The following is a 24,797-nucleotide window of genomic DNA, read 5'->3' on the forward strand; positions in this document are numbered from 1 at the left end:
CCCGGCTGCCCGCATTGTGGCAGCCGGGTTTTTTATTTCTCACTGTACAAGCCGGAACCGATGGAAAAGACAGCACTGCGCGCCGACGATGTCGCGACCTTTCTCGCCGAACATCCTGATTTCTTCACTTCGCGCCCCGACTTGCTTGAAAGTCTTGCGTTGCCTGTCCGGGAAATGGGATCAGGTGTCGCCGATATGCAGCAATATGTCGTCGCGCGGTTGCGCGATGAACGCGAAAAGCTGCGCGGTGCGACCAGCGAACTGATCAATATTTCCAAATCCAACCTTGAAACCCAAAGCCGCATCCACCGCGCTGTTTTGGCCATTTTGAATGCACGCGGGTTTGAAACCTTTGTCGAAGCGCTTCAGGACCTTGTGCCCGAACTGCTTGATCTTGATGCCATCGCATTATGCTTTGAAGAATGCGACGAAGCGCCGGTGCCAAGCTGTGATGGCCGCGTGCGCCGCCTTGTTAAAGGCGCGGTTGATCAGGTTCTCGGCGACGAGCAGGACGTCTGGCTTTTGCCCGACGATGCCGGGGATGAGGCCATTTTTGGCCCGAAAGCATCCGAAATACGGTCGGCTGCCATTGTGCGACTTGCGCCGTTTTATGGCGATCCGGTTGGCATTGTTGCCTTTGGCGTTAAGGAGCCGGGATATTTCAGCCCGGCACAGGCCAATGACCTGATCATGTTTTTGGCATCCGTGATTGAATTTGGTGTGCGTCGATGGCTCACCCAAACGGTTTAACCGCCCTCACCGTTCCGAGCGATGTGCGCGAAGCCATCGCAGATTGGTGCACGTGGCTTTCTGATGAGCGACGTGCGTCCGATCACACGACCGAAAACTATCTGGCCGATCTTTATGCTTTTCTCGGTTTTATCGGCGGTCATCTTGGCGGTGTCCCGGACCTGAACGCGCTTCTGCGCTTAAACCCGCGCGATTTTCGAAGCTGGCTGGCGCGCCGCAGCATGGATGGCATGGCCAAAACATCCACCGCCCGCGCCCTGTCATCGTTACGCAATTTCTATCGGTTTCTTGATCGGTCAGGACGCGGACAGAATGCCGCCGTCAGTTCCATTCGCAATCCACGCCTGCCCCAAACAGCCCCCAAACCACTGTCACCGGTCGATGCGCTGGCCGTTCTTGAAAATGCGGGTGTCTGGCAAGATGAACCATGGCTTGCCAAGCGTAACCTTGCACTTTTCACGCTTTTATACGGCTGTGGTCTGCGTATATCCGAGGCCCTTGATCTGAACGCCAATCAAAGCCCAACAGGGGATTCGATGGTCATCACGGGCAAAGGCAACAAACAACGCCTTGTGCCGGTTTTGCCGATTATCCGCGATGCGATTGAAGATTACCTGCGCGCTTGTCCCTATGCACCGCATGGCAATGACGCACTTTTTGTCGGCGCGCGTGGCAAACGATTGGTCGCCCAGGTCGCCCAACGCGAAATGCGCAAGGTTCGCGATCTTTTACAATTGCCTGATACCGCAACTCCGCATGCGCTGCGCCATTCCTTTGCCACCCATCTTTTGGCAGGCGGCGGTGATTTACGCACCATTCAGGACCTTTTGGGCCACGCATCGCTTTCAACGACCCAACGCTATACGGCCGTGGATAGTGAACAATTGATGGCGGTGTACAACGGCACCCATCCACGCGCCCGGCGATAATTTCGGCACATTATCGTCGAATGGAAACCATCCTGCTTCCGATGCGTTGGGACAATCATCACACAAAGCAGCAAGGACACCTTATGGCCCTAAACCCGATGAAACTGTTTCGAACTCGCCGCTTTGATGCCAGTCCCAAACACCGGTCGGTCTACAGCGCCTATGAGATCGCCTATTCAGTGATCGACCTTCTGGCGGCGGTTTTATTCATTGTTGGCAGTATCCTGTTTTTGGATGATGCAACGGTTTACGCAGGCACGTGGCTATTTATCATTGGCTCGGTGTTTTTTGCGGCACGTCCGGCCGTAAGGCTGGCGCGCGAACTTCATCTTGCCGGGCTTGATGATAACGATGAAAGCCAAGGCTCCCATAAAAACGTCCCTGCCAAAACCGCGACGGATCAGGCCCGCACCCCCGCCGGGTAGAAGGGTGAAGACGCTGAACGACCTGATTTGGGAAAAATTCACTTCGTCTTGCCGTTCTTTCCCCCTTACACTGCGCGCAAACAGTTAAAATACCCGGAGAAAAATCATGATCCTGCGATCCAGCGACCCGTCGCCTTTTGGCCGGAAAGTCAAAATTGTTGCCAAGATGCTTGGTGTTTACGACCAATTGTCGGTCGAACTGTCAAACACCAACGATCCGGCCGACAGCCTTCGCACGCAGAACCCGCTGGGGAAGATCCCGATCCTTATTCTTGATGATGGTCGCAAGATTTTTGATTCACGCGTGATTTGTGAATACTTGGATGCGCAGGCCGATGGCGTGACCCTGCACCCGACCGAAAGTGATGCCCGCTGGGATGCCCTTACCTTACAGGCATTGGGCGACGGCATTATTGATGCCTCAATCCTGCAGGTCTATGAAACCCGCATGCGTACCGAAGACAAACGCGATGATGGCTGGATGTCCTATCAGGCGGACAAGGTCAAACGTGCACTGGATCAAATTGACGCAAACCCACCGGCATTTGGTGCTGACCTTCATATCGGCCATGTCGGCATTGCCTGCGCATTGGGGTATCTTGACCTGCGATTTGACGGAAAATGGCGACAAACATACGGCAACCTCGTCACATGGCTGGATGAATTCCGGTCGCGTGTGCCTGCATTTGATGCGACCCAGTTCAAAGGCTGATTTTGCAAATCAACGCCGGGCGTCATGGCGTTCGGCGTTTTTAGTGCCACATACGACCCATTGACCATCTTGATCCAACAAGCCCCGGAGATCCGATTAAATGTCACGTCTAAACAGTGTTATCCGCCGCCTGCAGGCCCAACGCGATTGCCTGAATGCAGCGGCTGAAATGATCAAGGATCAGGACGGGATCGTGCTGGAAGTTGGCCTTGGCAATGGTCGCACGTTCGATCATTTGCGCGAAATCATGCCGGATCGGGAAATCTATGTGTTTGACCGGCAGATTGCCGCACACCCGAAATGCATTCCCGATGATGACCATCTGTTCCTTGGCGATATTTTCGAAACCCTGCCAATGGCCGCAGAGCGTTTCAAAGGCAAAGTTGCCCTTGTGCATTCCGATGTTGGTACCGGGGATGAAGACCTGAACGCCAAGATCGCAGCCTTTATCGGCCAGACCCTGCCGACAGCCCTTATGACTGGTGCCATTGTTGCGTCTGATCAGAAAATTGATGTTCCCAACACCATCGCAGAACCGCTGCCCGAAGGGGTCCCTAAAGACCGCTATTTCTTCCGCCGGTATCAAGGTTAATCCTTTAATGGGGGCATGACAGATCAAATGGAAAAGTATCAGCTCTTTGAGCAATTGCATCTGCGTACCGGGGCGTTTGTCATCCCCAACCCATGGGATGCAGGGTCCGCCCGCATCCTTGCCGCACTTGGTTATGAGGCATTGGCAACCTCCAGCGCCGGGCTGGCCTTTTCCATTGGCCAACAAGATTCTGCGGCATGTATTTCACGCGAAGCCATCTTGCAGAATGCACAAGATATCGTCAACGCAACCAACTTGCCTGTTTCCGCCGACTTGGAAAACGGTTTTGGTCCTGATCCAGAATCCTGCGCAAAGACGATTTCACTCGCAGCAAAAGCCGGACTTGTCGGTGGTTCAATCGAAGACGCAACAGGTGATCCCAAGAACCCGATTTTTGATTTCAACCTTGCGGTAGAACGCATTGCCGCCGCCGTCGAAGAATCCCGTAAACATCCTTTCATGTTAACCGCGCGCGCAGAAAACTTCCTACATGGTAAACACGATCTGGATGATACAATTCGTCGTCTTCAGGCTTTCGAAAAGGCGGGCGCAGATGTTCTTTATGCACCGGGTCTGCCTGATATCGCGGCAATACGCACGGTTTGTGCATCTGTCACGCGCCCGGTCAATGTTGTGATGGGGCTGTCCGGTCCGACCTACAGCGTCAGCGAATTAGAACAGGCAGGCGTTAAACGCATCAGTGTTGGCGGGTCCTTTGCCAGAGCGGCACTTGGCGGCCTCATGCGTGCCGCGCGCGAGGTAAAAGACCATGGGACTTTTACTTACGCCAAAGATGCGCTGTCTTCGTCAGAAGCTGAAAAATACATATTTACCCCACCCAAAAATTGAATAACCCCTTCCTCGACACGGGGCATAGCGTTCAAGGCAAACAATGAGCACACCAGAAACACTTTCGCCAAGCGGTTCACAAATTTCCGAAGCCGAGGCCTTCCTTGCCAAATACCCCGATGTCGAGGCCATCGACATCATCCTGACCGATTTTCACGGCATTGGCCGGGGCAAGACAATCCGGCGTCATGAACTTGAATCCATTTATAAATCCGGGCGCGGATTGCCAAGTTCGATCTTTGGACAGGATGTGACCGGCGAGGACGTTGATGATTGCGGGTTGGTGCAAACTGGTGGGGGCGGTGACGGTCGGTGCTGGCCTGTACCCGGGACGCTGGGTTATTTGCCTCATACGGGGCGCGGGCAACTTTTGATCAGCATGTATGACGAAGACCGCACGCCACATGATGTGGACCCGCGCAATGTATTTGCAGCACAGGTAACCCGTGCCCGGAAACTCGGCTTCACCCCGATGGGGGCGTTTGAGCTTGAATTTTATTTGGTCGATCGCGAAGCCGACGCAGACGGGCTTTATCACCCGGCGTCCTATGCTCTGACCAAACGCCGCAGCACCTTGCGCAATACCATGTCAGTTGATGAAATTGATGAGATGTCGCCGCTGTTTGACGCGATCTATGAAGGTGCCAAGCATCTTGATCTGACACTCGAAACCCTGATTTCGGAATATGGCCCCGGCCAGTATGAAATGACGATCCGTTACCGCAATCTGATGCGGGCGGCTGATGACGTCATCATTGCCAAACGCCTGATCCGCACCGTCGCGCGCCGGTTTGGCACAGAAGCCGTGTTCATGCCAAAACCGTTTGGTACTGAAGCCGGATCGGGCATGCATTTGCATCTGTCACTGGCCGATGATGCGGGCAACAACCTGTTTGCCGATCAGGCAGATGGATCGTTAAGCCCACTTATGCTGAATGCAATTGGCGGCATTCGCGGCACGATTGGCGAGACGATGTTGCTTTTGGCCCCGTTCATGAATTCATGGCGCCGGTTTGCGTCGGCGATGTATTCACCGGCATCCGATGACTGGGGTGTTGAAAACCGTACTGTGGCATTGCGGGTTCCCGGCACGCCGGGCAAAACCCGCCATTTTGAACATCGCATTGCCGGTGTGGATGCCAACCCCTATCTGGTGGCAGCCGTCACGCTGGGCGCAGCGCTTGACGGTATTGAAAGTAAAATCGATCCGGGCACGCCATGTACCGATGAAATCGGTCAGGCCAAAGCCCCAAATGACCTGCCGCGCCACTGGCTGGACGCGATTGACCAGTTTGGCGCCTCTGACTTCAACAAGCGTACGCTTGGCCCACGCTTCCATACCGCCTTTACCAAAATCAAGCAGGCGGAATATGAACATATGGCACTTAAGGTATCAGCCGCAGAATGGGAATATTACGGATTTTCGATCTAACCTATGTTCCCAGAAAGATAGATCTGTCCCCATTTCCCATTTTGGGTGTCTTTGCGATGCAATCATCAGTAGCTCAGGTTCAAACCGAGCGACCTGCTAAGGAAGAATGTAACGAACCCCAAGCATAGTAGCGCTAGCACGAAGATTGCGGCAACTTTGGCCCCCGCGAGCAGTACCGCGCGCGTCCCGCCCTTCTCGCCTTGATCGTAATGCCACTTGATGGCGAAGAACATGGCCGTCAGCAGTGCGACAACTTTAAACGTACCGAAGACGATAGGGACCCAATCCATATTAAAGACTCTCATTTGCATCAGCTTGATGCGTTATGATCTCATCTTGGGCAAACGTGTATTTCTCATTCTGCAACGCTGACATGTAACAGCAGGAGGCAGCTTTCTGGCCTGTGTGTTTGGTTCGGGAATGACCGCTTAGGGTCGGGCCACGGGAACGAGAAATGGGAACTGAAGTCTGGGGCGGGAGTGGGAATACTACGGCTTTACGATTTGACCACCGTTCCGGTCAGGGTACCCTGACCGGGAACAGGATCATCGGGAAACCCGATTAAAAGACGCGCTTGGCCCGGGTGTTTGATCCTCTGGCGGAAAAGGCGACTTTGGGGCGGGCATCGATCATTTTCTGATCACGCAAATACGCCACTTCCAGATCGCGAGGATCGACGGTCATAAGACGTGCGTCGTCGGAGCGATCCGAGTTGGTGTTCAAATGCATCTGTGTGGAAACCCACTGCCACGTCGGATATGTGACTTTTTCGTCCTGCATTTCTTCGGTCATGACTTTATAAGACCCGGCAGGCAGAACTTCGGCCAGACCGCGCAAGCTAAACGGTCTTACAAAATTCAGAATTTTAGATGTTGTACGGTTTGTCAAAGTAGCTCCTACCGCGCAAAAGCGCGTTGGTTAGAAAAAACGAAAATAATTATTTCCGTCATTAATCAGGCGGGATTTCATTTCAGCCATGTGCAAGTCCGCGTCACCTTTTAGGTGCTTTAAAAAGGATGCTTTATTCCGCGACGATCAAAATAAAAATATCTGCTCACATGTGAAATACTAAAAAAATATCCAGTATTCACTATATGAATATTTATCGATATTTTACAACGAACATATTTTTATATTTTGTTGCGTTGCGAAATTTATCAACGTTTCTGCCGAAAAGCCCGAATACATCCCAAGCACCAAAACAATGCAAACAGGGCCATGCGCCTTTTAAAGTTCGGGAATCCGTGCGCGACGCCCCATTTCCTTGCTATCGCGGCCTAATGGCGATATTCAGGTTTCAAACTGTCATTAACTTGCAATGCCGGGCCCCACTTCTTATCTCCGGCTTGCAACAGGCGAGATGAGACGACGCCATGAATGAAATGATTACAATTGCCGAAGCTTCGGTGGACGCAATGTCGGAAATGCAGATTGATCCGACTTTGGATCTTGAGGCGGAAATAGCCCGCCTTAAGAAAGAAAAGAACGCGATTATTCTGGCCCATTACTATCAGGATGGGGAAATTCAGGATCTTGCCGATTTTGTCGGCGACAGCCTTGATCTGTCGCGCAAAGCCGCCGAAACCGATGCAGATGTCATCGTGTTTTGTGGCGTGCGCTTCATGGCCGAGGTCGCCAAGATTCTGAGCCCGAATAAAACCGTTCTGCTACCCGATTCCAAAGCGGGTTGCTCGCTCGAAGATTCGTGTCAGCCTGAACCGTTCCGCAAATTCCGCGAACAGCATCCCGATCACGTATCGATCACCTATATCAACTGCTCGGCCGAGGTAAAGGCAGCATCGGACATTATCGTAACATCGTCCAATGCCGCCGAGATCATTGATCAAATCCCGGCAGACAAACCGATCCTTTGGGCGCCGGACCGCCATCTTGGGGCATATCTTGCCAAGAAGACCGGGCGTGACATGACGTTGTGGAATGGATCATGCATCGTGCATGAACAGTTTTCAGAACGCGAACTGATCCGTTTGCAAACGCAAAATCCGGACGCCAAGGTTGCCGCCCACCCGGAATGCCATGATGGCATTCTCAAACATGCCGATCATATCGGGTCCACCCGTGCCATTCTGGAGTATGTGATCAACGGTCCGGATCAGAAATATCTGATCGCGACTGAACCACACATCATCCACCAGATGGAAAAAGCCGCCCCGCACAAGGAATTCATTCCCGTACCGGGTGCCGACGGATCGTGTGCATGCAACAATTGCCCGTTCATGGAGCTCAATACGCTTGAAAAACTGTATCTGTGTCTGGTCAACAATGGCCCGCAGATCATCATGCCGGAAGATTTGCGCGTCGCAGCCGTCAAACCGCTTGAACGGATGCTGGAAATGTCAAAAGGCATTCCGCTGAAAAAAGACGACGCGGCCTAAGCCGAACCATTTAACAGCCCCGCACATTTTGCGGGGCTGTTTTCATTCCCACACGACTTCAAAACGGCTGCCCATCATGACCGTCCTGACCCAAGCTGAAATTTCAGAATTCATCGACCGCGCTTTTGCCGAAGACATCGGCCCCGGTGACATCACATCTGATAATGTCGTGCCCGAAAATGCGCGCCTGCGTGTCGCGCTTGAAACTCGAGAGGATATCGTCGTCGCCGGACTTGATATTGCGCTGGACTGTTTCCGGAAACTGGTTCCGGATGCCAAAATCACAAAACACTGCGAAGACGGCGATTCCATCAAGGCAAAGGACGTTTTGGCCGTGGTTGAGGGCAATGCGCGTGGCATCCTGACGGCGGAGCGCACAGCCCTTAACACCCTGCAGCACCTATCTGGGATTGCCACCACCACGCGCAGCTATGTTGCTGCTATGGGTGACACGACGACAAAGCTGCTTGATACTCGCAAAACATTACCAGGCTGGCGCAAGCTTGAAAAATACGCAACCCGTATGGGTGGGGCCCAGAACCACCGCATGGGGCTTTATGACGGAGTGATGATCAAGGACAACCATATCGGCGTTGTCGGATCGATCACCAAATGTGTTGAGGCCGCACGGGCCGCCAACCTGCCGAAAATCGAAGTCGAATGCGACACGCTTGATCAGGTCCACGAAGCAGCAAGTGCCGGGGCAGATATCATCCTTCTTGATAACATGGGCCCGGATATGCTGCGCAAAGCCGTTGCCATCGTCGATGGCCGTTGCAAAACCGAGGCATCGGGCGGTGTAAACCTTCAGACCATTGGCGCCATTGCCGCCACCGGGGTTGATTATGTCTCGGTCGGTCGGATCACCCAATCGGCCCCGGCGGTTGATATCGGACTTGATGTCGCGATCCTGTAAATCACGCGAGATGCTGGAATGACAAAACCGGACATCGTTAAAGTCATTGAAACGGCAAACTGGATTTTGCGTGACGGGGCAAAAATCCTGTCGGTACGCAGCAATGGTCGGGATCGATTTTACCTGCCGGGTGGCAAAATTGATCCGGGAGAAACCGCACGGGATGCGATCATGCGCGAAATCAACGAAGAACTTGGCGTTGATCTGGTCCCCGAAACCATCCGCGAACTCGGCACCTTTGCCGGACAGGGGCACAAACAGCCCGACGGGGCAATTGTGCGCATGACATGCTTTGTCGCCGACTATCGCGGCACACTTTCCCCGGCACGCGAAATTGCCGAGCTGCGCTGGCTCACCCCGCGCGAGCGGAACCTCATGGCGCCAATGGGCCAAAAGATCACCGCTGCACTGTTTGACATCTAGGTTTTCAACCTCACAAGCCAAGTACGCCTACTAACGCGGCGCATCGCCGTCGGGCTCTCCGCCCGCATCGGGGATCGACCGACCGGCCGCATCGGCATCGCGCGAAACATCCTTTGCCGCAGATGGTGGGGTGGCCTTCTTTTCGGCCCCTTCGCCAATCTCGCCCGCATCATTCCCGTCATCCGATGATGGCGTCGACGGCGCAGGCTCATCACGTTTTGGGGCCTCAGGTTCGGGCTTCTTGCGTCCTTGACCAGCTTCGCGGATCGCGTCGGTTAATTTGTCGATATCGCGCAGATTAAGATCACGCTGCGGGAACGGCACCTCGACACCTTCGTCGCGGAACCGCTGCACCAGTTCAAAGCGGATCGAACTGGCAACCGCAAGGACATCGCCAATATCGCGCAGGAAGTAACGCAGTTCGAAATCAAGCGAACTGTGCCCGAAATCCATAAACACCACCTGTGGTGCCGGATAACTCAGGATTTCACGGCGCTTGTCGGCCATTTCCAAAAGGATTTCACGGACCTTCTCGACATCCGAGCCATAGGACACCCCGATCTTGATGATCCCACGCCCGGACCGCTCCTTAAGCGTCCAGTTCAGAACACGGTTGGAAATCAGTTCAGAGTTCGGGATCACGATGGAGGATCGGTCAAAGGTTTCGATCTCTGTCGCACGCACCCGGATGTCTTTGACAAACCCTTGATCAGCCCCAACCACAATCCAGTCACCGACCTTGATCGGGCGTTCGACCAGCAAGATAAGGCCAGACACAAAGTTATTTACGATACTTTGCATGCCAAAACCGATACCGACGGAAATCGCACCGGCAATGATCGCAAGGTTGGATAAATCCATGCCAGCCGCCGAAATCGCCATCAGTACCGCAAGGCAAATACCGGCATAGCCAAAGATCGCCGAGACAGAATGCTGCAAACCCTGATCAAGCTTGGTATTGGGCAAAACCCGTGTTGAAAGCATCCGCTGGAAAAACCGCATCAGCCCCAGCACGATGACAAACATCAGAACGGCCAGCAGGATGGCACGCAGCGAGAAGTTGATCCCGCCGACCTGAATGCCGATAAATGCCTGCTCACCAGCACTGAGCAAATCAACCCAGGCAATATCGGTAAAGACCATCACAGCGGCAGGGATTGCAATGGTAACCATCACGACATCAATCATCACCCGGAGCCAGAAATAAAGCGTCCCGTGAACCGTATCGGGTGCCGTGTCATCAACGGTTTCTTCCGGCTTAACCAGATAGGTGTGCATCAAGGCCCGGAAAAGTCCGCGCAGCAGCCAGTAACAGGTCAGAAACGCCGACGCCAACATCAGGTTTTCAAGGATGAAGCGGGCCAGCGCGACATAGCCAAGAACCATCAGCACGGGCAAAAGGATCGCGATTGCCTTCATGCCCCGGCGACTGCGCCGTTCCAGTTTGGCCCAAAATTCATGCCGCACGCGCTCGTCATGCACCCAAAACACACCAAGCGAGCAAACATACAGCAGGATCGAAATGATCAGGACGTTGGTAATACTTTGAATCAAAGCGACATTTAACGAGGTGCCCAATGTGGTCGCACCCTGAAGCAAGATCATGTCCACCGCGAAGATCAATGCAATCGCCAGTGATGAAATCCCGACAACCCGCGCACCGCGTTTGGTCGTCCCTGACCGACGCAAGGTTGGGGCAAACGGGGAATGCACACTGCGTACCGCAGCGCCGACAAACAACAGGAACAATGCGGCCGCAAAACATTGATGGACAAAATCGCCCATGCTGCCTTTAAGCAGGGCCTCCTGAGAATCAAGAATGCTGTAGGCAATCAAAAGGGCAATGCCCGGCACCAGTGCGGTAAAGACAAAACGCGTCCCCGACACCAGCGCAATTCGGTCTTCTTTGGGCGTTTCTTTCCAGCGCGACGGAATGTATCGCAGAACGATCACTTCCCCGCCGATCAATGCCGCCAGCACGATCATCGCCAGAAAAACCAGTCCAGGTGCAATCTCGCTCAGTTCATCGGCAACTTTGCCGTCAAGTTCCAGATTGGCATAGCGGGCCTGAACCATACTTGGAAAGGCCAGAACTTCGCCACCAGATTCCAGCCAAACCGACGGATCAAGCGGCACATCTACGCGGCCAAGAATTCGGCGTGTAAACCGTTCACGCGCCAAACTTGCCAAACGATCAGACAATTCAGCGGCCTGAAAATCGATCAATTCGATCTGTTTGATCAGCCCGCTTACTTTTGCAATATCCTGATTAAGCCGGTCGCGTTCATGCGCAACTGCGGGGACTTCATCCTGCCCTTCGGCAGGGGGATCGCCAAGTTTACCCTTGGCGGCCTGAAAGCGTTTCAGGCGGTCGGCGGCCAGATCACGTAGCGCCGTTGTCGCATTGAGCATCTGCTCGGTTGTTTTTCGGCCATCGGCAATAACACGGCCAGCAACTTCACTGCTATCAAGGTTATCTTCAAGCTCACCAAGCTGGCTGTCCCATTCCGCAATGCGTTTCTGGGCATTTTCCAGTTCAACTTTTTGGACCGCTTCCTGTCCCAGACGGTTTGCCTCGCCTGAACCGGCATTCTGAGCCTGCAACTCGGCGGTTGCCACAAGTGCAAAAATGCAAATAACAAACCCGACACATAAACGACGCATTGAACTCATGCCTGATGTTCCATCATGATTTTTGACCAACGGCATTTGACCGTTTTTCCCAATTTGTAAACAGGTTACACTGAAGCCCATAACGAATCACGAAACGTTTCGTTCCCGGTCACGACCAACCACCATTCAATGTTCCACGCCATACCCCGCGAAGGAAAACAAGATGACCACATCGGGCCTGATCAACGCATTCGATATCGCCTCAAATGGAACTGGCGTGGCGATGGGCTGGGAAAACATTTCAACCAGAATTCCCAGTCTCGACGAAGGTCATTATCTTTGGGTTCATCTCGACTGGATGACCGATGGCGTTCACGATTGGCTGATGGATATTGCCGGGATCGACCCGACGATTGCCACCAACCTGGCCACACGTGGCACACGTCCGTCTGTGTTCTTCTACGATCATGGTTTTTCCATGAACCTGCGCGGGGTGAACCTGAATGCCGAAAATGATCCGGCAGACATGATTTCGGTGCGTTTCTGGCTGTCGGGAAACATCGTCATCACACTGCGCAACCAGTCGCTTAAGGCCTTTGACGATATCCGCACTGCAATTGCGGCCGGCAAAGCCCCCCATAGCCCCGATGATTTCATTCTTACGGTTGCCGAACGGCTGGCGTATCGGGTTGAGAATGTCGTACGTGGCTTGGAAGAAAACGTCGAAGCGATTGAGGATGATCAGGAAGGTGTGACCGAGGGCAAAACATTGCCACTGCGCATGCGCGGCTCAGACATTCGCAACCAGTTATCCCGACTGCGACGACATCTGGCACCGCAACGTGATGCGCTCGTTATGTTTGTCGAACAGAAACCAAGCTGGGCCGACAAACGGTTTAAACGCCGTGCGCGTGCGCTGACCGACAAAACAATACGACTGGTCGAAGATTTCGATTCCTTGCGCGAACGCATTCAGATCGTGAATGAAAACCTGATGGCGCTTGAAACCGAACGGATGAACAGAACCATGTATTGGTTGACGGTCATTGCCGGGCTTTTCCTGCCGATCAGTTTTGTGACAGGGTTGCTGGGCATCAATGTTGGCGGCATCCCGGCGGCAGACAGCCCGTGGGGATTTGCGACAGTCGCCCTTATTCTGGCCGCGATTGTTGGATTTGAAATCTGGCTGTTTAAAAAAATGCGCCTGATTTAAGGACGAAAACCAGGGCCGCTAAGCACAGAACGCCAAACAGTCTTGCAAAGCAGCTTGTTGCAATGCGGCACTGCTTGGCGCTATGACTTTGCCAACGCCCGCGTTTTTTTCACTGCAATCGAGATATGTTGATGACTGACGGCCCGCTTTCACGTTACCGCGCCAAAATCACCAATGATGAGCTGTCTCATGACCCGATGCAGGAACTCTGCGCGGAAAAGCTACAGAGCCTGAAAAACGCCCTGTCAAACTATGAACCGGCAACAGGATCAGGCGGCTGGCGCGAACGGTTTGGCCTGACGCGCCGCCGCGATGAACCCACCCCGCCGTCCGGGCTTTATATCTACGGCGAAGTCGGGCGGGGCAAATCCATGCTGATGGATCTGTTCTATGAAACCATCGAGATTGAACAGAAACGCCGCGTTCATTTTCATGACTTCATGCAAGACGTCCATAACCGCATGCACCGGTATCGTCAGCAAAAGAAAAAAGATGACGCTGACGCCGACCCCATTCCGCCGATCGCAAAAGATCTGGCAAATGACGCATGGCTTTTGTGTTTCGATGAAATGCAGGTCACCGATATTACCGATGCGATGATTCTCGGTCGACTGTTTGAACATCTGTTCGAACATGGTGTGGTGATCGTTACCACATCAAACCGGCAACCTGATGACCTTTATAAAGATGGCCTGCAGCGTCAGAATTTCTTGCCGTTCATTGAGATGATCAAGCAAAAGCTTGATGTCCTAGAACTGGCCAGCGCGACCGATTATCGGATGCGCAACCTGACGGCGGCGGACGTTTTCGTCTATCCGATATCGCACGATGATGCCCTGCCCAAAATCGACGCGATGTTCACCACCCTGACCGAAGGCGCACGCGTCGCCCCCGATAGTCTGACCGTCAAAGGTCGCAAGATCGAAATCTCGGCCGTCGGGGCCGGTGTTGCCAAGTTCAGCTTTGAAGAACTTTGTACGCGGCCGCTTGGGCCGGGCGACTACATTGCACTGGCAACCCATTTCCATACCATTGTCATCGACTTCATTCCGAAATTGCCTGACGCCCGCCGTGATTGGGCAAAGCGTTTTGGCACCCTGATCGATGCGATGTATGAACATAAAACCAAATTGATCTGTGCGATTGAATGCGACCCCACCGAGATTTATACCGATGGCGATTATTCGTTTGAATTTCAGCGCACTGTGTCGCGGATGACCGAAATGCGCAGTCAGGAATACCTCGATATGGCGCATCTGACCTGATCTGGCGCGCTTGGCAATCACACATGCGCGCAGGTGCAAAGTTGATGAGCAGCATCCCCTGCTTTACCGGATACTTTCATCGGGCAGTTTCACGGGGAAATCACAACGGATTAACCAGCCCCGCGACATGATCGGACACCATATTTTCGTATGGGAAAAACGACTCCACCCACCTGAGTTTAAAACGATTGCAATTATTCGCCACGCAGTAGCTTTTCGGGCGGCGATTCTTGCGTGAGCACGATCACAAACGCACAAATGCGCAAAATTCACCGAACGCGCGATTTTTCGAATACAGCATCACCGCATGGCAGATAGCAGTTTCATGCAATGCTACGCGGATCAGAACATCATCTCGCGCCCGAATTCGCGGCAAAAGCCCGCACTGCCTTTCCTTTAGGCATCGCGCAATCGCAAACTGGCTTTGGTTTTGCTGCATATTCTGACTTGTTCGCAATCGCAGCATGACCGGTTTTTGAGCGTTTAGACCATAGTTGCAACAAACCGGGAACCGGCGGTTTTCCTCGTAAAAACAGCGGCGTTTCCCCTTGTAAATCAGGACAAATCAGTTTACGACACTTGATGTTTACGAACGAATATTTCGCGTTCGCAGGTTTAAATTTTCAATCGCGCTCCCAACTTGAGTTTCGACCCCCAGGAAGTGCAATAGGGAAGAAGGTAACGGAATGGCCCGCAACAAGATCGCGCTCGTCGGTGCTGGCAATATTGGTGGCACGCTTGCTCACCTCGTCGGACTGAAAGAGCTTGGCGACGTCGTCCTTTTCGACATCGTTGATGGCATGCCACAGGGCAAGTCGCTCGACATTGCTGAATCCTCCCCCGTCGACATGTTTGATGCCGACCTCAAGGGTACCAGTGACTACAAAGACATTGCAGGCGCTGATGTCGTCATCGTCACCGCAGGTGTCGCCCGCAAGCCGGGCATGAGCCGTGATGATCTCATCGGCATCAACACCAAAGTCATGACCCAGGTTGGTCAGGGCATCAAGGAACATGCTCCAAACGCATTCGTCATTGTCATCACCAACCCGCTTGATGCGATGGTTTGGGTGATGCAGCAGGCAACTGGCTTCGATCCGAAGAAAGTTGTTGGCATGGCAGGCGTTCTGGATTCAGCACGCTTCCGTTACTTCCTCGCAGAAGAATTCAAAGTATCGGTCAAGGACGTCACCGCGTTCGTTCTTGGCGGTCACGGCGACACCATGGTCCCGTCGATCCGCTATTCGACCGTTGCAGGCATCCCGGTTCCTGACCTGATCAAAATGGGTTGGACCACGCAGGAAAAGATCGACGAGATCGTTCAGCGTACCCGTGATGGTGGTGCCGAAATCGTTGCCCTTCTGAAAACAGGCTCTGCATTCTATGCCCCGGCTGCTTCGGCAATCGCGATGGCAGAAAGCTACCTGAAAGATCAGAAACGCGTCATGCCGGTTGCTGCTTATCTGAGCGGTGAATACGGCGTTGATGGTATTTACGTTGGTGTCCCGGTTGTTCTGGGCGCTGGCGGTGTCGAACGCATCGTCGAGATCAATCTCGATGAGTCCGAAAAAGCAAACTTCGAGAATTCCGTGGCAGCTGTCCGCGGCCTTGTCGAAGCTGCCAAGGGCATGCTCTAAGAACGCGAAGCGGGCTGGTCACTGACCGGCCCGTTTTTCAATCATTGTTGTTTTTCAAACTTCAATGATCGCGGGCCTCGCAATAAAGTCCCTCCCGCAAGTTACGGGGACATTGAAATCCCGATTTCTGACCCACAGGAAATCGTACGGAAGGCAAGAAAGCGACCTAACATGAATATTCATGAGTACCAGGCGAAAGAAATTCTTCGCAAATACGGTGTGACCGTGCCGAACGGCAAAGTCGCCTACACCGCCGAGGAAGCCATTGAAGCTGCCCAGTCACAGGCTGGTCCAGTTTATGTGGTGAAATCCCAGATCCATGCAGGTGGCCGCGGTAAGGGCACCTTCAAGGAAGACAAAGCCGGCGATAAAGGCGGTGTTCGTGTTGTCAAAAGTGTCGAAGAAGTCGGCACCAACGCTGAACAGATGCTCGGCTCGACCCTGGTTACCCACCAGACCGGTCCAGACGGCAAAGAAGTCAAACGCGTTTACATCGAAGAAGGCTGCGATATCGCACGCGAACTGTATCTTTCGGTTCTCGTTGACCGCGCCTCCTCACGCGTGATCTTCATGGCATCCACCGAAGGTGGCATGGACATTGAAGAAGTTGCAGAAGCAACCCCGGAAAAGATCGTCACCGTTGACATCGACCCGGCTGCTGGCTTCTCGGGCTTCCATGGCCGCAAACTGGCGTTCGCGCTTGGTCTTGAAGGCAAGCAGGTTTCCAAAGCTGTCAAATTCATGTCAGCAATGTACCAGTGCTTCCTCGACACCGATGCTGCAATGGTTGAAATCAACCCGCTGGTCGTGACCGGCGATGGTGACATCATTGCACTTGATTGCAAAATGAGCTTCGACGACAACGCGCTGTTCCGTCATCAGGACATCGAAGACCTGCGCGACGAAGACGAAGAAAACCCGGCCGAACTTGAAGCTGCCAAGCACAGCCTCAACTACATCAAGCTTGATGGCACCATCGGCTGCATGGTCAATGGCGCAGGCCTTGCCATGGCAACCATGGACATCATCAAACTTTATGGTGGTGCACCGGCAAACTTCCTCGACGTTGGTGGCGGCGCAACCAAAGAACGCGTTACCACGGCCTTCAAACTGATCTTGTCTGATCCGAATGTCGAAGGCATTCTGGTCAACATCTTTGGTGGCATCATGCGGTGTGACGTGATTGCAGACGGCGTTGTGGCAGCAGCCCGCGAAGTCAGCCTGAACGTTCCGCTGGTTGTTCGCCTCGAAGGTACCAATGTCGAACTTGGCAAGAAGATCCTCGAAGAATCGGGTCTGCCGATTGTTTCGGCCGATAACCTTGCCGATGCCGCCGAGAAGGTGGTCAAAGCTGTGAAGGAGGCCGCGTAACTATGGCTGTTCTCGTCGATAAAAACACCAAAGTTATCTGCCAGGGTTTCACTGGTTCGCAGGGTACCTTCCACAGCGAACAGGCTATTGCCTATGGCACGAAAATGGTTGGCGGTGTTACCCCGGGTAAAGGCGGCACCAAGCACCTTGACCTGCCGGTTTTCAACACCGTTGCCGAAGCGAAACACGTTACCGAAGCAAATGCCTCGGTCATCTATGTTCCGCCGCCCTTTGCTGCTGATGCAATTCTTGAAGCCATCGATGCGAAAATCGAACTGGCTGTCTGCATCACCGAAGGCATTCCGGTTGCCGACATGGTCCGCGTCAAGCGTGCGCTCGAAGGTTCTTCGACCCGCCTGATCGGTCCGAACTGCCCGGGTGTCATCACCCCGGATGAATGCAAAATCGGCATTATGCCCGGTCACATTCACCGCCGCGGTAAAATCGGTATCGTTTCGCGTTCAGGGACCCTCACCTACGAAGCAGTTGCACAGACCACGGCCGCTGGCCTTGGTCAGTCAACCTGTATCGGTATTGGTGGTGACCCGGTCAACGGCACCAACTTCATTGATTGCCTCGACCTGTTCCTGCGGGATCCGGAAACCGAAGGCATCATCATGATTGGTGAGATCGGTGGTACTGCAGAAGAAGAAGCATGTGAGTTCCTGAAAGCTTCGGCTGTCAAGAAACCGGTTGCTGGCTTCATCGCGGGTGTTACCGCACCTCCGGGTAAACGCATGGGCCATGCCGGTGCGATCATCTCCGGCGGTCAGGGCACTGCGGATGCGAAAATGGAAGCAATGCGCAGTGCTGGCGTACTTGTAGCTGATTCGCCTGCGAGCCTCGGTTCGACCATGCTGAAGGCGTTGAAGGGCTAATCTGGGTAGTCAGAGGAAAGGCAAGGGGGGGCGTGGTCCTTCTTGGGGACCATGCCTTCCAAGACCACAAATGAAACCTCAAGATCTCGATACGATTCTGAACGAGTCGAACGCAACCTACATCGCTGAACTTTATGCGCGCTACACGGAAAGCCCGACTGCGGTTGACCAAAGCTGGGCAGAGTTCTTTGACGGGTTGCAGGACGACGCCTCCGCACTCCTCGCAGAAATGCGTGGGCCAAGCTGGCAACCACGGGAAACCACGGTTGTCGGCGGCATGGAGGGATACGACGTCTCACAAGGGTATGCCGAACGTCCGGTCCAAGCGGCCTATGCGCCGGCATCCTATTCCGCACCTGCTGGTGGGTCGGTTAATTCCGATGCCATTCGTGCGGCTGCCAATGACTCTATTCGCGCACTGATGCTGATCCGATCCTACCGTGTGCGCGGACATCTGGAAGCAAATCTTGATCCGCTGGGCCTTGCCCCGCGTGAACCACATCCGGAACTTGATCCCAAGACCTATGGCTTTACCGAGGCCGATCAGGATCGTCCGATCTTCATCGCCAATGTACTTGGCCTTGAGACCGCGACCATCCGTCAGATCGTATCGATGGCACGCAAAACCTATTGCGGGTCCATCGGTATTGAATTCATGCACATTCAGGAACCTGAACAAAAAGCATGGATTCAGCAGCGTATCGAAAGCATCGGCAACCAGACGCAGTTTACTGCACGTGGCAAGGAAGCCATCCTTGACCGCCTGATTGCTGCCGAAGGGTTCGAAAACTATCTGCACACCAAATATGTCGGCACCAAGCGTTTTGGTATTGATGGTGGTGAATCCCTGATGCCGGCAATGGAACAGATCCTCAAACGCGGGAGCCAGCTTGGCATCCGCGAGGTTGTGTTCGGTATGCCGCACCGTGGTCGCCTGAACGTTCTTGCCAACGTTATGAGCAAACCGTTCCGTGCGATTTTCTCGGAATTCATGGGCAATCCGTCCAAGCCGGACGACGTGATGGGCTCGGGGGATGTTAAATATCACCTTGGGACATCTGCCGACCGCGAATTTGATGGCAATGTTGTTCACCTCTCGCTGACGGCAAACCCGTCACACCTTGAGGCGGTCAACACGGTTGTCCTTGGTAAAGTCCGCGCCAAACAGTCCCAGCGTAAAGACACCGAACGTGAGCAGGTTATGGGTATCCTCCTGCATGGCGATGCGGCCTTTGCCGGTCAGGGGCTTGTTGCGGAAACCTTCGATCTGTCGCACCTCAAAGGCTATCGTACCGGTGGTACGATCCACTTTGTGGTCAATAACCAGATCGGTTTCACAACCAAACCAACAGATTCACGTTCTTCGCCTTATTGCTCGGACATTGCCAAAGTCGTTCAGGCTCCGATCCTGCACGTCAATGGCGACGATCCCGAAGCAGTGGTCCATGCGGCACGTATCGCGACTGAATTCCGTCAGGAGTTCAAACAGGACGTCGTCATCGACATGTTCTGCTATCGCCGCTTTGGCCATAACGAAAGTGACGAACCGGCATTCACCCAGCCTAAGATGTATGACGTGATCGGCAAACATCCGACCACCAAGGACATCTATGCCAAACAGCTGATCAAGGAAGGTCTTCTGACCGAAGATCGCATCAAGGAACTGGACAAATCTTTCCAGGATTATCTTGATGACGAATTCAAGGCGTCGGAAAATTACCGTCCGAACAAGGCTGACTGGCTTGAAGGTAAATGGTCGGGTCTTGCGTCCTCGCACGGCGAAGATGCGGACTGGACCGGTGATACCGGTGTTGCCGACGATCTGCTGGCCGAAGTTGGTCGTGCATTGTCGACCGCCCCTGCTGATTACGACATCAACCGCAAAATCCTTCGTCAGTTGAAGGCCAAAGCCAAGATGTTTGAAACCGGCGAAGGTATCGACTGGGCAACTGCCGAAGCCATGGCATTCGGAACTTTGATGTGCGAAGGCACACCGGTTCGTCTGTCTGGTCAGGATTGCCAGCGCGGGACGTTCTCGCAACGTCATGCCAAGCTGATTGATCAGACCAACGAAGCAAAATACACCCCGCTCAATAACATCCGCACCGGTCAAGCCGAACTTGAGGTTCTCAACTCGCCGCTGTCCGAAGCAGGTGTTCTTGGCTTTGAATATGGCATCACCCTTGCAGAACCGCATTCATTGGTTCTCTGGGAAGCCCAGTTCGGTGATTTTGCCAACGGCGCACAGGTCATCATTGACCAGTTCATCAGCTCGGGCGAAGCCAAATGGCTCCGTATGTCGGGTCTGGTGATGCTTCTGCCGCACGGTTACGAGGGCCAGGGTCCGGAACATAGTTCCGCACGTCTGGAACGTTACCTGCAGCTTTGTGGTGAAAATAACATGCAGGTGGCGAACGTCACGACACCGGCAAACTATTACCACATCCTGCGCCGTCAGATCCGCCGTTCGTTCCGTAAACCGTTGATCCTGATGACGCCGAAATCGCTTCTGCGTCACAAACTGGCTGTATCCTCGCTGTCTGAATTCGGCACGGGGACCAAATTCCTGCCGGTGATCAGCGAAAGCGGAAAAATGGTCGCTGACAGCAAGGTCAAACGTGTCGTTCTGTCGTCGGGTAAGGTCTATTACGACCTTCTCGCCGAACGTGAAAACCGTGGCATCGAAGATGTTGCGCTTGTGCGTGTTGAACAGCTTTATCCGTGGCCGGAACAAGAACTTGCCACGGAACTGGCTAAATATCCGAATGCTGATGTTGTCTGGTGCCAGGAAGAATCTGAAAACATGGGTTCGTGGTACTACGTTGATCGTCGTATCGAAGGCACACTTGCCAGCATCAAACACAAGACGGGTCGTCCCGTCTATGTCGGTCGTGCAGCATCCGCTTCGCCGGCAACGGGTCTTCTTAAGGCTCACTTGCGTGAACAGGCCGAACTTGTCGATGCGGCACTAAGCGTCAAATAACTTTACCGGACGGGCGAGCAATCGCCCGTCCGATACGTTCATTTAGAATTCATTCGCATCACGGCAGGCCCACACTGCCTGATTGAAAAAACGGTCGAGGAAAAAATGGCGACTGAAGTTAAAGTTCCCGCACTGGGCGAGTCTGTATCCGAAGCCACAGTGGCGAAATGGTACAAAAAAGTTGGTGATGCTGTTGCAGCCGATGAACCGATTGTCGAACTTGAAACCGACAAAGTGACGGTTGAAGTCAACTCACCGGTTGCCGGCGCGATTGCCGAACTGGTTGTTGGCGAAGGCGACGAAGTTGAAGTTGGCGCCCTGATCGCCATGATCACCGAAGGCGCTGAAGGTTCGGCTGCGGCGGAACCAGCCAAGGACGAGGCACCAGCCGAGAAAAAAGAAGAAGCACCGGCGAAGAAAGAAGAAGCCAAACCGGCTCCTGCTGCTGCGCCTGCTTCGACGACCGCATCAAACAGCGACCACCCGTTGGCCCCTGCTGTTCGTAAACTGGTCGAAGACAAAAATCTTGATCCGTCAAAAATTCCGGCTTCGGGTAAAGACGGTCGCCTGACCAAGGGCGATGTTCTGAACTTCCTTGAAGGCGGCGGATCGGCATCGCGTTCTGCTGCCCCGGCGGCGGCTCCTGCCCCGGCAGCACCGAAGCCTGAGCGTGACCTGCGCGACGGTGAAGAACGTGTCAAAATGTCCAAGCTGCGCCAGACCATCGCGCGCCGCTTGAAAGAAGCCCAGAACACCGCGGCCATGCTGACCACTTATAACGAAGTGGACATGACCAACCTTCTGGCATGCCGTAACAAATACAAAGAAGGCTTCGAGAAGAAACACGGTGTGAAGCTTGGCTTCATGTCCTTCTTCATCAAAGCCTGCACCACGGCTCTCAAAGAGTGGCCTGCTGTTAATGCCGAAATCGATGGCACCAGCTTCATCTATAAAAACTACTGCGATATCGGCGTTGCTGTCGGCACCCCGCAGGGTCTTGTTGTTCCGGTTATCCGTTCGGCAGAAGAAAAGAACTTTGCTGATCTGGAGAGCACCATTGTCGATTTCGGCAAGCGTGCGCGTGACGGAAAACTCGGCATGGATGAAATGAGTGGCGGTTCGTTCACCATCTCGAACGGTGGCGTGTTTGGATCGCTTCTGTCGTCCCCGATCCTCAATGCACCGCAGTCGGGCATCCTCGGCATGCATAAAACCCAGATGCGCCCGGTCGCAATCGACGGCAAAGTCGAAATTCGTCCGATGATGTATCTGGCACTGTCCTATGACCACCGTGTCATTGACGGCCGCGAAGCGGTTTCGTTCCTGGTACGCGTCAAGGAATGCATCGAGAACCCAGAACGCATTCTGCTCGACATCTGATCAGACAAAAGGATCAAAGAACTCATGAGTGAGAACTACGACGTTGTCGTGATCGGTGGCGGTCCTGGCGGTTACGTTTGCGCCATCCGCGCCGCACAGCTTGGTCTTAAGGTTGCCTGCGTTGAAAAACGCGGCACCCTTGGCGGCACCTGCTTGAATGTCGGGTGCATTCCATCCAAAGCCCTGCTGCATTCCTCGCACCTGTTTGAGGAAGCAACCGAGCATTTCGATACCCATGGCATCGAAGTCAGCAAGCCGAAGGTCAACATCGAAAAGATGATGGCCCGTAAGGACAAGGTTGTTGACGGAAATGTCAAAGGCATCGAGTTCCTGTTCAAAAAGAACAAGATTACCTATGTCAAAGGTGCTGGCGAAATTACGTCGCCGACCACTGTTAAGGTTGCTCTTCTCGATGGTGGCGAAGAAACCATCACCGCCAAGAACATCGTGATCGCCACGGGTTCGGAAGTTACCCCGTTGCCGGGTGTTGAAATCGATGAGAAAAACATCGTTTCGTCAACCGGTGCACTGGTTCTTCCGAAAGTGCCGAAAAAGATGGTTGTCATCGGTGCTGGCGTGATCGGGCTTGAGCTTGGTTCTGTCTGGCGTCGTCTTGGTACCGAAGTGACCGTGATCGAATTCCTTGATCGTATCCTGCCGGGCATGGATGGTGAGTTGGTCAAACAGACACAGCGCATCTTTGCCAAACAGGGTCTTGAATTCAAACTGGGCCATAAGGTTACCGGTGCGAAATCAACCAAGTCTGGTGTGACTTTGACTGTTGAACCATCCAAGGGTGGCGACGCAGAAGAAATCAAAACCGATGTCGTTCTGGTCGCGATTGGTCGCCGTCCGTTTATCACTGGCCTTGGTCTTGATAAAGCTGGCGTCGAGCTTGACGAACGTGGTCGGGTTAAAACCGACGAACACTTCCAGACCAATGTTGGTGGCATCTTTGCCATCGGCGATGCAATCGCCGGTCCGATGCTGGCCCATAAGGCCGAAGAAGACGGTGTAGCCCTTGCCGAAATGCTGGCTGGCGAAGAAGGCCATGTCGATTACGGCAAGGTCCCGGGTGTTGTTTACACCTGGCCAGAAGTGGCCGCTGTTGGCAAAACCGAAGAGCAGCTGAAGGAAGAAGGCGTTGACTATAAAGTCGGCAAATTCCCGTTCACCGCCAATGGTCGCGCCAAGGCAATGGAAAACACGGAAGGTTTCGTCAAAATCCTCGAAGACAAGAAAACGCACCGCGTTGTCGGCGCGCATATTGTCGGCCCGGCTGCTGGTGACCTGATTGCCGAAGTGGTTCTGGCGATGGAATACGGCGCATCCGCCGAAGACATCGCACGGACCTGCCACGCCCACCCGGCTCTTGGCGAATCCGTCAAGGAAGCGGCGCTGGACGCGGACAAACGCGCAATCCACATGTAATCTATCCGTCATCGGATGATCGAAACGGTCGCCCTTGCGGGCGGCCGTTTTATTTTGTCTGATGGATAAATTGGCCCTGCCAAACACCGGCTTATTTTGTATGATGATTTAACTTTTCCAGCCTGAGGATCGCATCCCATGACTTTATCGATCGGACTTGTTGCCCACGACCGTCGAAAACGCGAAATGGCAGATTGGCTGGAAACTCATAAGACACAGTTCGCGGGCTCGCGGATTTTTGCAACCGGCACCACGGGTCGCGTTCTTCAGGAACGGTTTCCCGATCTTGATATTGTCGCCTTGAAAAGCGGGCCTTTTGGCGGGGATCAGCAACTTGGATCAATGATTGCACATGGCGAATTGCAAGCAATGTTCTTTTTCACTGACCCGATGACGCCCCAACCCCATGATGTCGATGTGCGCGCCTTGATCCGGCTTGCCAACATGTATGAAGTCCCGATTGCGTGTAACCGCAGTACAGCCGACCTTCTGATCAGCAATCCGAAGTTTGAAGAAATCTGCGAACAATATCGCGGTCATTCCCCAGAACAGGCTTTTGCCGATTACACCAATCGCAAGGTCTGACTGATCCCAAAAGATTT

General features: G+C 53.7%; 21 protein-coding genes. 19 read left to right on the top strand and 2 right to left on the bottom strand.

What is annotated here, in order from left to right; all coding sequences use genetic code 11:
• The first annotated feature begins 60 nt into the window (after positions 1 to 60).
• The 7 genes from COO92_RS14480 (at position 61) to COO92_RS14510 (ending at position 5,689) form a co-directional block, all read left to right on the top strand.
• Positions 61 to 750, top strand: coding sequence for a DUF484 family protein (locus tag COO92_RS14480; RefSeq protein WP_022731723.1), 690 nt, complete (start codon positions 61 to 63; stop codon positions 748 to 750).
• Complete coding sequence (locus tag COO92_RS14485; RefSeq protein ID WP_101303205.1) at positions 729 to 1,679, top strand: tyrosine recombinase XerC; 951 nt, start codon at positions 729 to 731, stop codon at positions 1,677 to 1,679. Before COO92_RS14480 ends, COO92_RS14485 begins: the two co-directional genes overlap by 22 nt.
• A gap of 83 nt (positions 1,680 to 1,762) precedes the next feature.
• Positions 1,763 to 2,104 carry a YrhK family protein gene (locus COO92_RS14490; RefSeq protein WP_240626447.1) on the top strand — a complete coding sequence of 114 codons (342 nt, stop codon included), beginning with the start codon at positions 1,763 to 1,765 and terminating at the stop codon, positions 2,102 to 2,104.
• 106 nt (positions 2,105 to 2,210) lie between these two features.
• On the top strand, positions 2,211 to 2,816 hold the full coding sequence (locus COO92_RS14495) for a glutathione S-transferase family protein (RefSeq protein ID WP_022731726.1): 606 nt from the start codon (positions 2,211 to 2,213) through the stop codon (positions 2,814 to 2,816).
• A gap of 100 nt (positions 2,817 to 2,916) precedes the next feature.
• Positions 2,917 to 3,408 (top strand): class I SAM-dependent methyltransferase, encoded by a 492-nt coding sequence (locus COO92_RS14500; protein ID WP_022731727.1) that lies wholly within the window; start codon positions 2,917 to 2,919, stop codon positions 3,406 to 3,408.
• A gap of 27 nt (positions 3,409 to 3,435) precedes the next feature.
• Positions 3,436 to 4,257 (top strand): isocitrate lyase/PEP mutase family protein, encoded by an 822-nt coding sequence (locus tag COO92_RS14505; protein WP_240626448.1) that lies wholly within the window; start codon positions 3,436 to 3,438, stop codon positions 4,255 to 4,257.
• Positions 4,258 to 4,300: 43 nt separating this feature from the next.
• Complete coding sequence (locus COO92_RS14510; RefSeq protein WP_101303209.1) at positions 4,301 to 5,689, top strand: glutamine synthetase family protein; 1,389 nt, start codon at positions 4,301 to 4,303, stop codon at positions 5,687 to 5,689.
• A gap of 561 nt (positions 5,690 to 6,250) precedes the next feature.
• Here the strand turns inward: COO92_RS14510 and COO92_RS14520 are convergent.
• Positions 6,251 to 6,577 carry a hypothetical protein gene (locus tag COO92_RS14520; RefSeq protein ID WP_022731731.1) on the bottom strand — a complete coding sequence of 109 codons (327 nt, stop codon included), beginning with the start codon at positions 6,575 to 6,577 and terminating at the stop codon, positions 6,251 to 6,253.
• Positions 6,578 to 7,062: 485 nt separating this feature from the next.
• Here COO92_RS14520 and nadA point away from each other — a divergent pair, with 485 nt between their 5' ends.
• From nadA to COO92_RS14535, 3 genes are all read left to right on the top strand, one after another.
• Positions 7,063 to 8,085 carry a quinolinate synthase NadA gene (gene nadA / locus COO92_RS14525; RefSeq protein ID WP_101303211.1) on the top strand — a complete coding sequence of 341 codons (1,023 nt, stop codon included), beginning with the start codon at positions 7,063 to 7,065 and terminating at the stop codon, positions 8,083 to 8,085.
• Positions 8,086 to 8,161: 76 nt separating this feature from the next.
• Entirely contained in the window at positions 8,162 to 9,001 is an 840-nt protein-coding gene (gene nadC, locus COO92_RS14530; RefSeq protein ID WP_101303213.1) for a carboxylating nicotinate-nucleotide diphosphorylase, read from the top strand.
• An 18-nt stretch (positions 9,002 to 9,019) separates the two neighbouring features.
• Entirely contained in the window at positions 9,020 to 9,424 is a 405-nt protein-coding gene (locus COO92_RS14535; RefSeq protein WP_165792367.1) for an NUDIX hydrolase, read from the top strand.
• A 30-nt stretch (positions 9,425 to 9,454) separates the two neighbouring features.
• On the opposite strand, the gene COO92_RS14540 is transcribed toward COO92_RS14535, so the two are convergent.
• The gene (locus COO92_RS14540) at positions 9,455 to 12,097 is read right to left on the bottom strand and encodes a DUF3772 domain-containing protein (protein ID WP_101303378.1); all 2,643 of its coding nucleotides are present in this window, start codon (positions 12,095 to 12,097) and stop codon (positions 9,455 to 9,457) included.
• A 163-nt stretch (positions 12,098 to 12,260) separates the two neighbouring features.
• Here COO92_RS14540 and COO92_RS14545 point away from each other — a divergent pair, with 163 nt between their 5' ends.
• The 9 genes from COO92_RS14545 (at position 12,261) to COO92_RS14585 (ending at position 24,780) form a co-directional block, all read left to right on the top strand.
• On the top strand, positions 12,261 to 13,250 hold the full coding sequence (locus COO92_RS14545; RefSeq protein ID WP_101303215.1) for a zinc transporter ZntB: 990 nt from the start codon (positions 12,261 to 12,263) through the stop codon (positions 13,248 to 13,250).
• Positions 13,251 to 13,381: 131 nt separating this feature from the next.
• Positions 13,382 to 14,515, top strand: a complete 1,134-nt coding sequence (zapE, locus tag COO92_RS14550; protein ID WP_101303380.1) for a cell division protein ZapE — start codon at positions 13,382 to 13,384, stop codon at positions 14,513 to 14,515.
• Between the two features lie 686 nt (positions 14,516 to 15,201).
• A complete protein-coding gene (gene mdh, locus COO92_RS14555; protein ID WP_101303217.1) occupies positions 15,202 to 16,152 on the top strand; it encodes a malate dehydrogenase in 951 nt (316 codons plus the stop codon).
• 141 nt (positions 16,153 to 16,293) lie between these two features.
• A complete protein-coding gene (sucC, locus tag COO92_RS14560) occupies positions 16,294 to 17,523 on the top strand; it encodes an ADP-forming succinate--CoA ligase subunit beta (RefSeq protein WP_258548867.1) in 1,230 nt (409 codons plus the stop codon).
• Positions 17,524 to 17,525: 2 nt separating this feature from the next.
• Positions 17,526 to 18,401 (top strand): succinate--CoA ligase subunit alpha, encoded by an 876-nt coding sequence (gene sucD / locus COO92_RS14565; RefSeq protein WP_022731741.1) that lies wholly within the window; start codon positions 17,526 to 17,528, stop codon positions 18,399 to 18,401.
• 70 nt (positions 18,402 to 18,471) lie between these two features.
• Positions 18,472 to 21,384 (top strand): 2-oxoglutarate dehydrogenase E1 component, encoded by a 2,913-nt coding sequence (locus COO92_RS14570; RefSeq protein WP_101303219.1) that lies wholly within the window; start codon positions 18,472 to 18,474, stop codon positions 21,382 to 21,384.
• A 105-nt stretch (positions 21,385 to 21,489) separates the two neighbouring features.
• A complete protein-coding gene (gene odhB / locus COO92_RS14575; protein ID WP_022731743.1) occupies positions 21,490 to 22,764 on the top strand; it encodes a 2-oxoglutarate dehydrogenase complex dihydrolipoyllysine-residue succinyltransferase in 1,275 nt (424 codons plus the stop codon).
• 24 nt (positions 22,765 to 22,788) lie between these two features.
• Positions 22,789 to 24,195 (top strand): dihydrolipoyl dehydrogenase, encoded by a 1,407-nt coding sequence (gene lpdA / locus COO92_RS14580; RefSeq protein ID WP_101303221.1) that lies wholly within the window; start codon positions 22,789 to 22,791, stop codon positions 24,193 to 24,195.
• A gap of 138 nt (positions 24,196 to 24,333) precedes the next feature.
• The gene (locus tag COO92_RS14585; RefSeq protein WP_101303223.1) at positions 24,334 to 24,780 is read left to right on the top strand and encodes a methylglyoxal synthase; all 447 of its coding nucleotides are present in this window, start codon (positions 24,334 to 24,336) and stop codon (positions 24,778 to 24,780) included.
• Positions 24,781 to 24,797: the final 17 nt, after the last annotated feature.

The sequence above is a fragment of the Thalassospira lohafexi genome (genome assembly GCF_002844275.1).
In the GTDB taxonomy this organism is placed as follows: domain Bacteria; phylum Pseudomonadota; class Alphaproteobacteria; order Rhodospirillales; family Thalassospiraceae; genus Thalassospira; species Thalassospira lohafexi.

Excerpts from the sequence above, each read along its gene's own strand:
- COO92_RS14535 (WP_165792367.1), top strand. The coding sequence starts at position 9,020 with ATGACAAAACCGGACATCGTTAAAGTCATTGAAACGGCAAACTGGATT.
- COO92_RS14505 (WP_240626448.1), top strand. The coding sequence starts at position 3,436 with ATGGAAAAGTATCAGCTCTTTGAGCAATTGCATCTGCGTACCGGGGCG.
- zapE (WP_101303380.1), top strand. The coding sequence starts at position 13,382 with ATGACTGACGGCCCGCTTTCACGTTACCGCGCCAAAATCACCAATGAT.
- COO92_RS14495 (WP_022731726.1), top strand. The coding sequence starts at position 2,211 with ATGATCCTGCGATCCAGCGACCCGTCGCCTTTTGGCCGGAAAGTCAAA.
- COO92_RS14545 (WP_101303215.1), top strand. The coding sequence starts at position 12,261 with ATGACCACATCGGGCCTGATCAACGCATTCGATATCGCCTCAAATGGA.
- lpdA (WP_101303221.1), top strand. The coding sequence starts at position 22,789 with ATGAGTGAGAACTACGACGTTGTCGTGATCGGTGGCGGTCCTGGCGGT.
- COO92_RS14570 (WP_101303219.1), top strand. The coding sequence starts at position 18,472 with ATGAAACCTCAAGATCTCGATACGATTCTGAACGAGTCGAACGCAACC.
- COO92_RS14480 (WP_022731723.1), top strand. The coding sequence starts at position 61 with ATGGAAAAGACAGCACTGCGCGCCGACGATGTCGCGACCTTTCTCGCC.
- COO92_RS14490 (WP_240626447.1), top strand. The coding sequence starts at position 1,763 with ATGGCCCTAAACCCGATGAAACTGTTTCGAACTCGCCGCTTTGATGCC.
- nadA (WP_101303211.1), top strand. The coding sequence starts at position 7,063 with ATGAATGAAATGATTACAATTGCCGAAGCTTCGGTGGACGCAATGTCG.
- odhB (WP_022731743.1), top strand. The coding sequence starts at position 21,490 with ATGGCGACTGAAGTTAAAGTTCCCGCACTGGGCGAGTCTGTATCCGAA.
- COO92_RS14510 (WP_101303209.1), top strand. The coding sequence starts at position 4,301 with ATGAGCACACCAGAAACACTTTCGCCAAGCGGTTCACAAATTTCCGAA.
- mdh (WP_101303217.1), top strand. The coding sequence starts at position 15,202 with ATGGCCCGCAACAAGATCGCGCTCGTCGGTGCTGGCAATATTGGTGGC.
- COO92_RS14500 (WP_022731727.1), top strand. The coding sequence starts at position 2,917 with ATGTCACGTCTAAACAGTGTTATCCGCCGCCTGCAGGCCCAACGCGAT.
- sucD (WP_022731741.1), top strand. The coding sequence starts at position 17,526 with ATGGCTGTTCTCGTCGATAAAAACACCAAAGTTATCTGCCAGGGTTTC.
- COO92_RS14485 (WP_101303205.1), top strand. The coding sequence starts at position 729 with ATGGCTCACCCAAACGGTTTAACCGCCCTCACCGTTCCGAGCGATGTG.
- nadC (WP_101303213.1), top strand. The coding sequence starts at position 8,162 with ATGACCGTCCTGACCCAAGCTGAAATTTCAGAATTCATCGACCGCGCT.
- COO92_RS14540 (WP_101303378.1), bottom strand. The coding sequence starts at position 12,097 with ATGAGTTCAATGCGTCGTTTATGTGTCGGGTTTGTTATTTGCATTTTT.
- COO92_RS14585 (WP_101303223.1), top strand. The coding sequence starts at position 24,334 with ATGACTTTATCGATCGGACTTGTTGCCCACGACCGTCGAAAACGCGAA.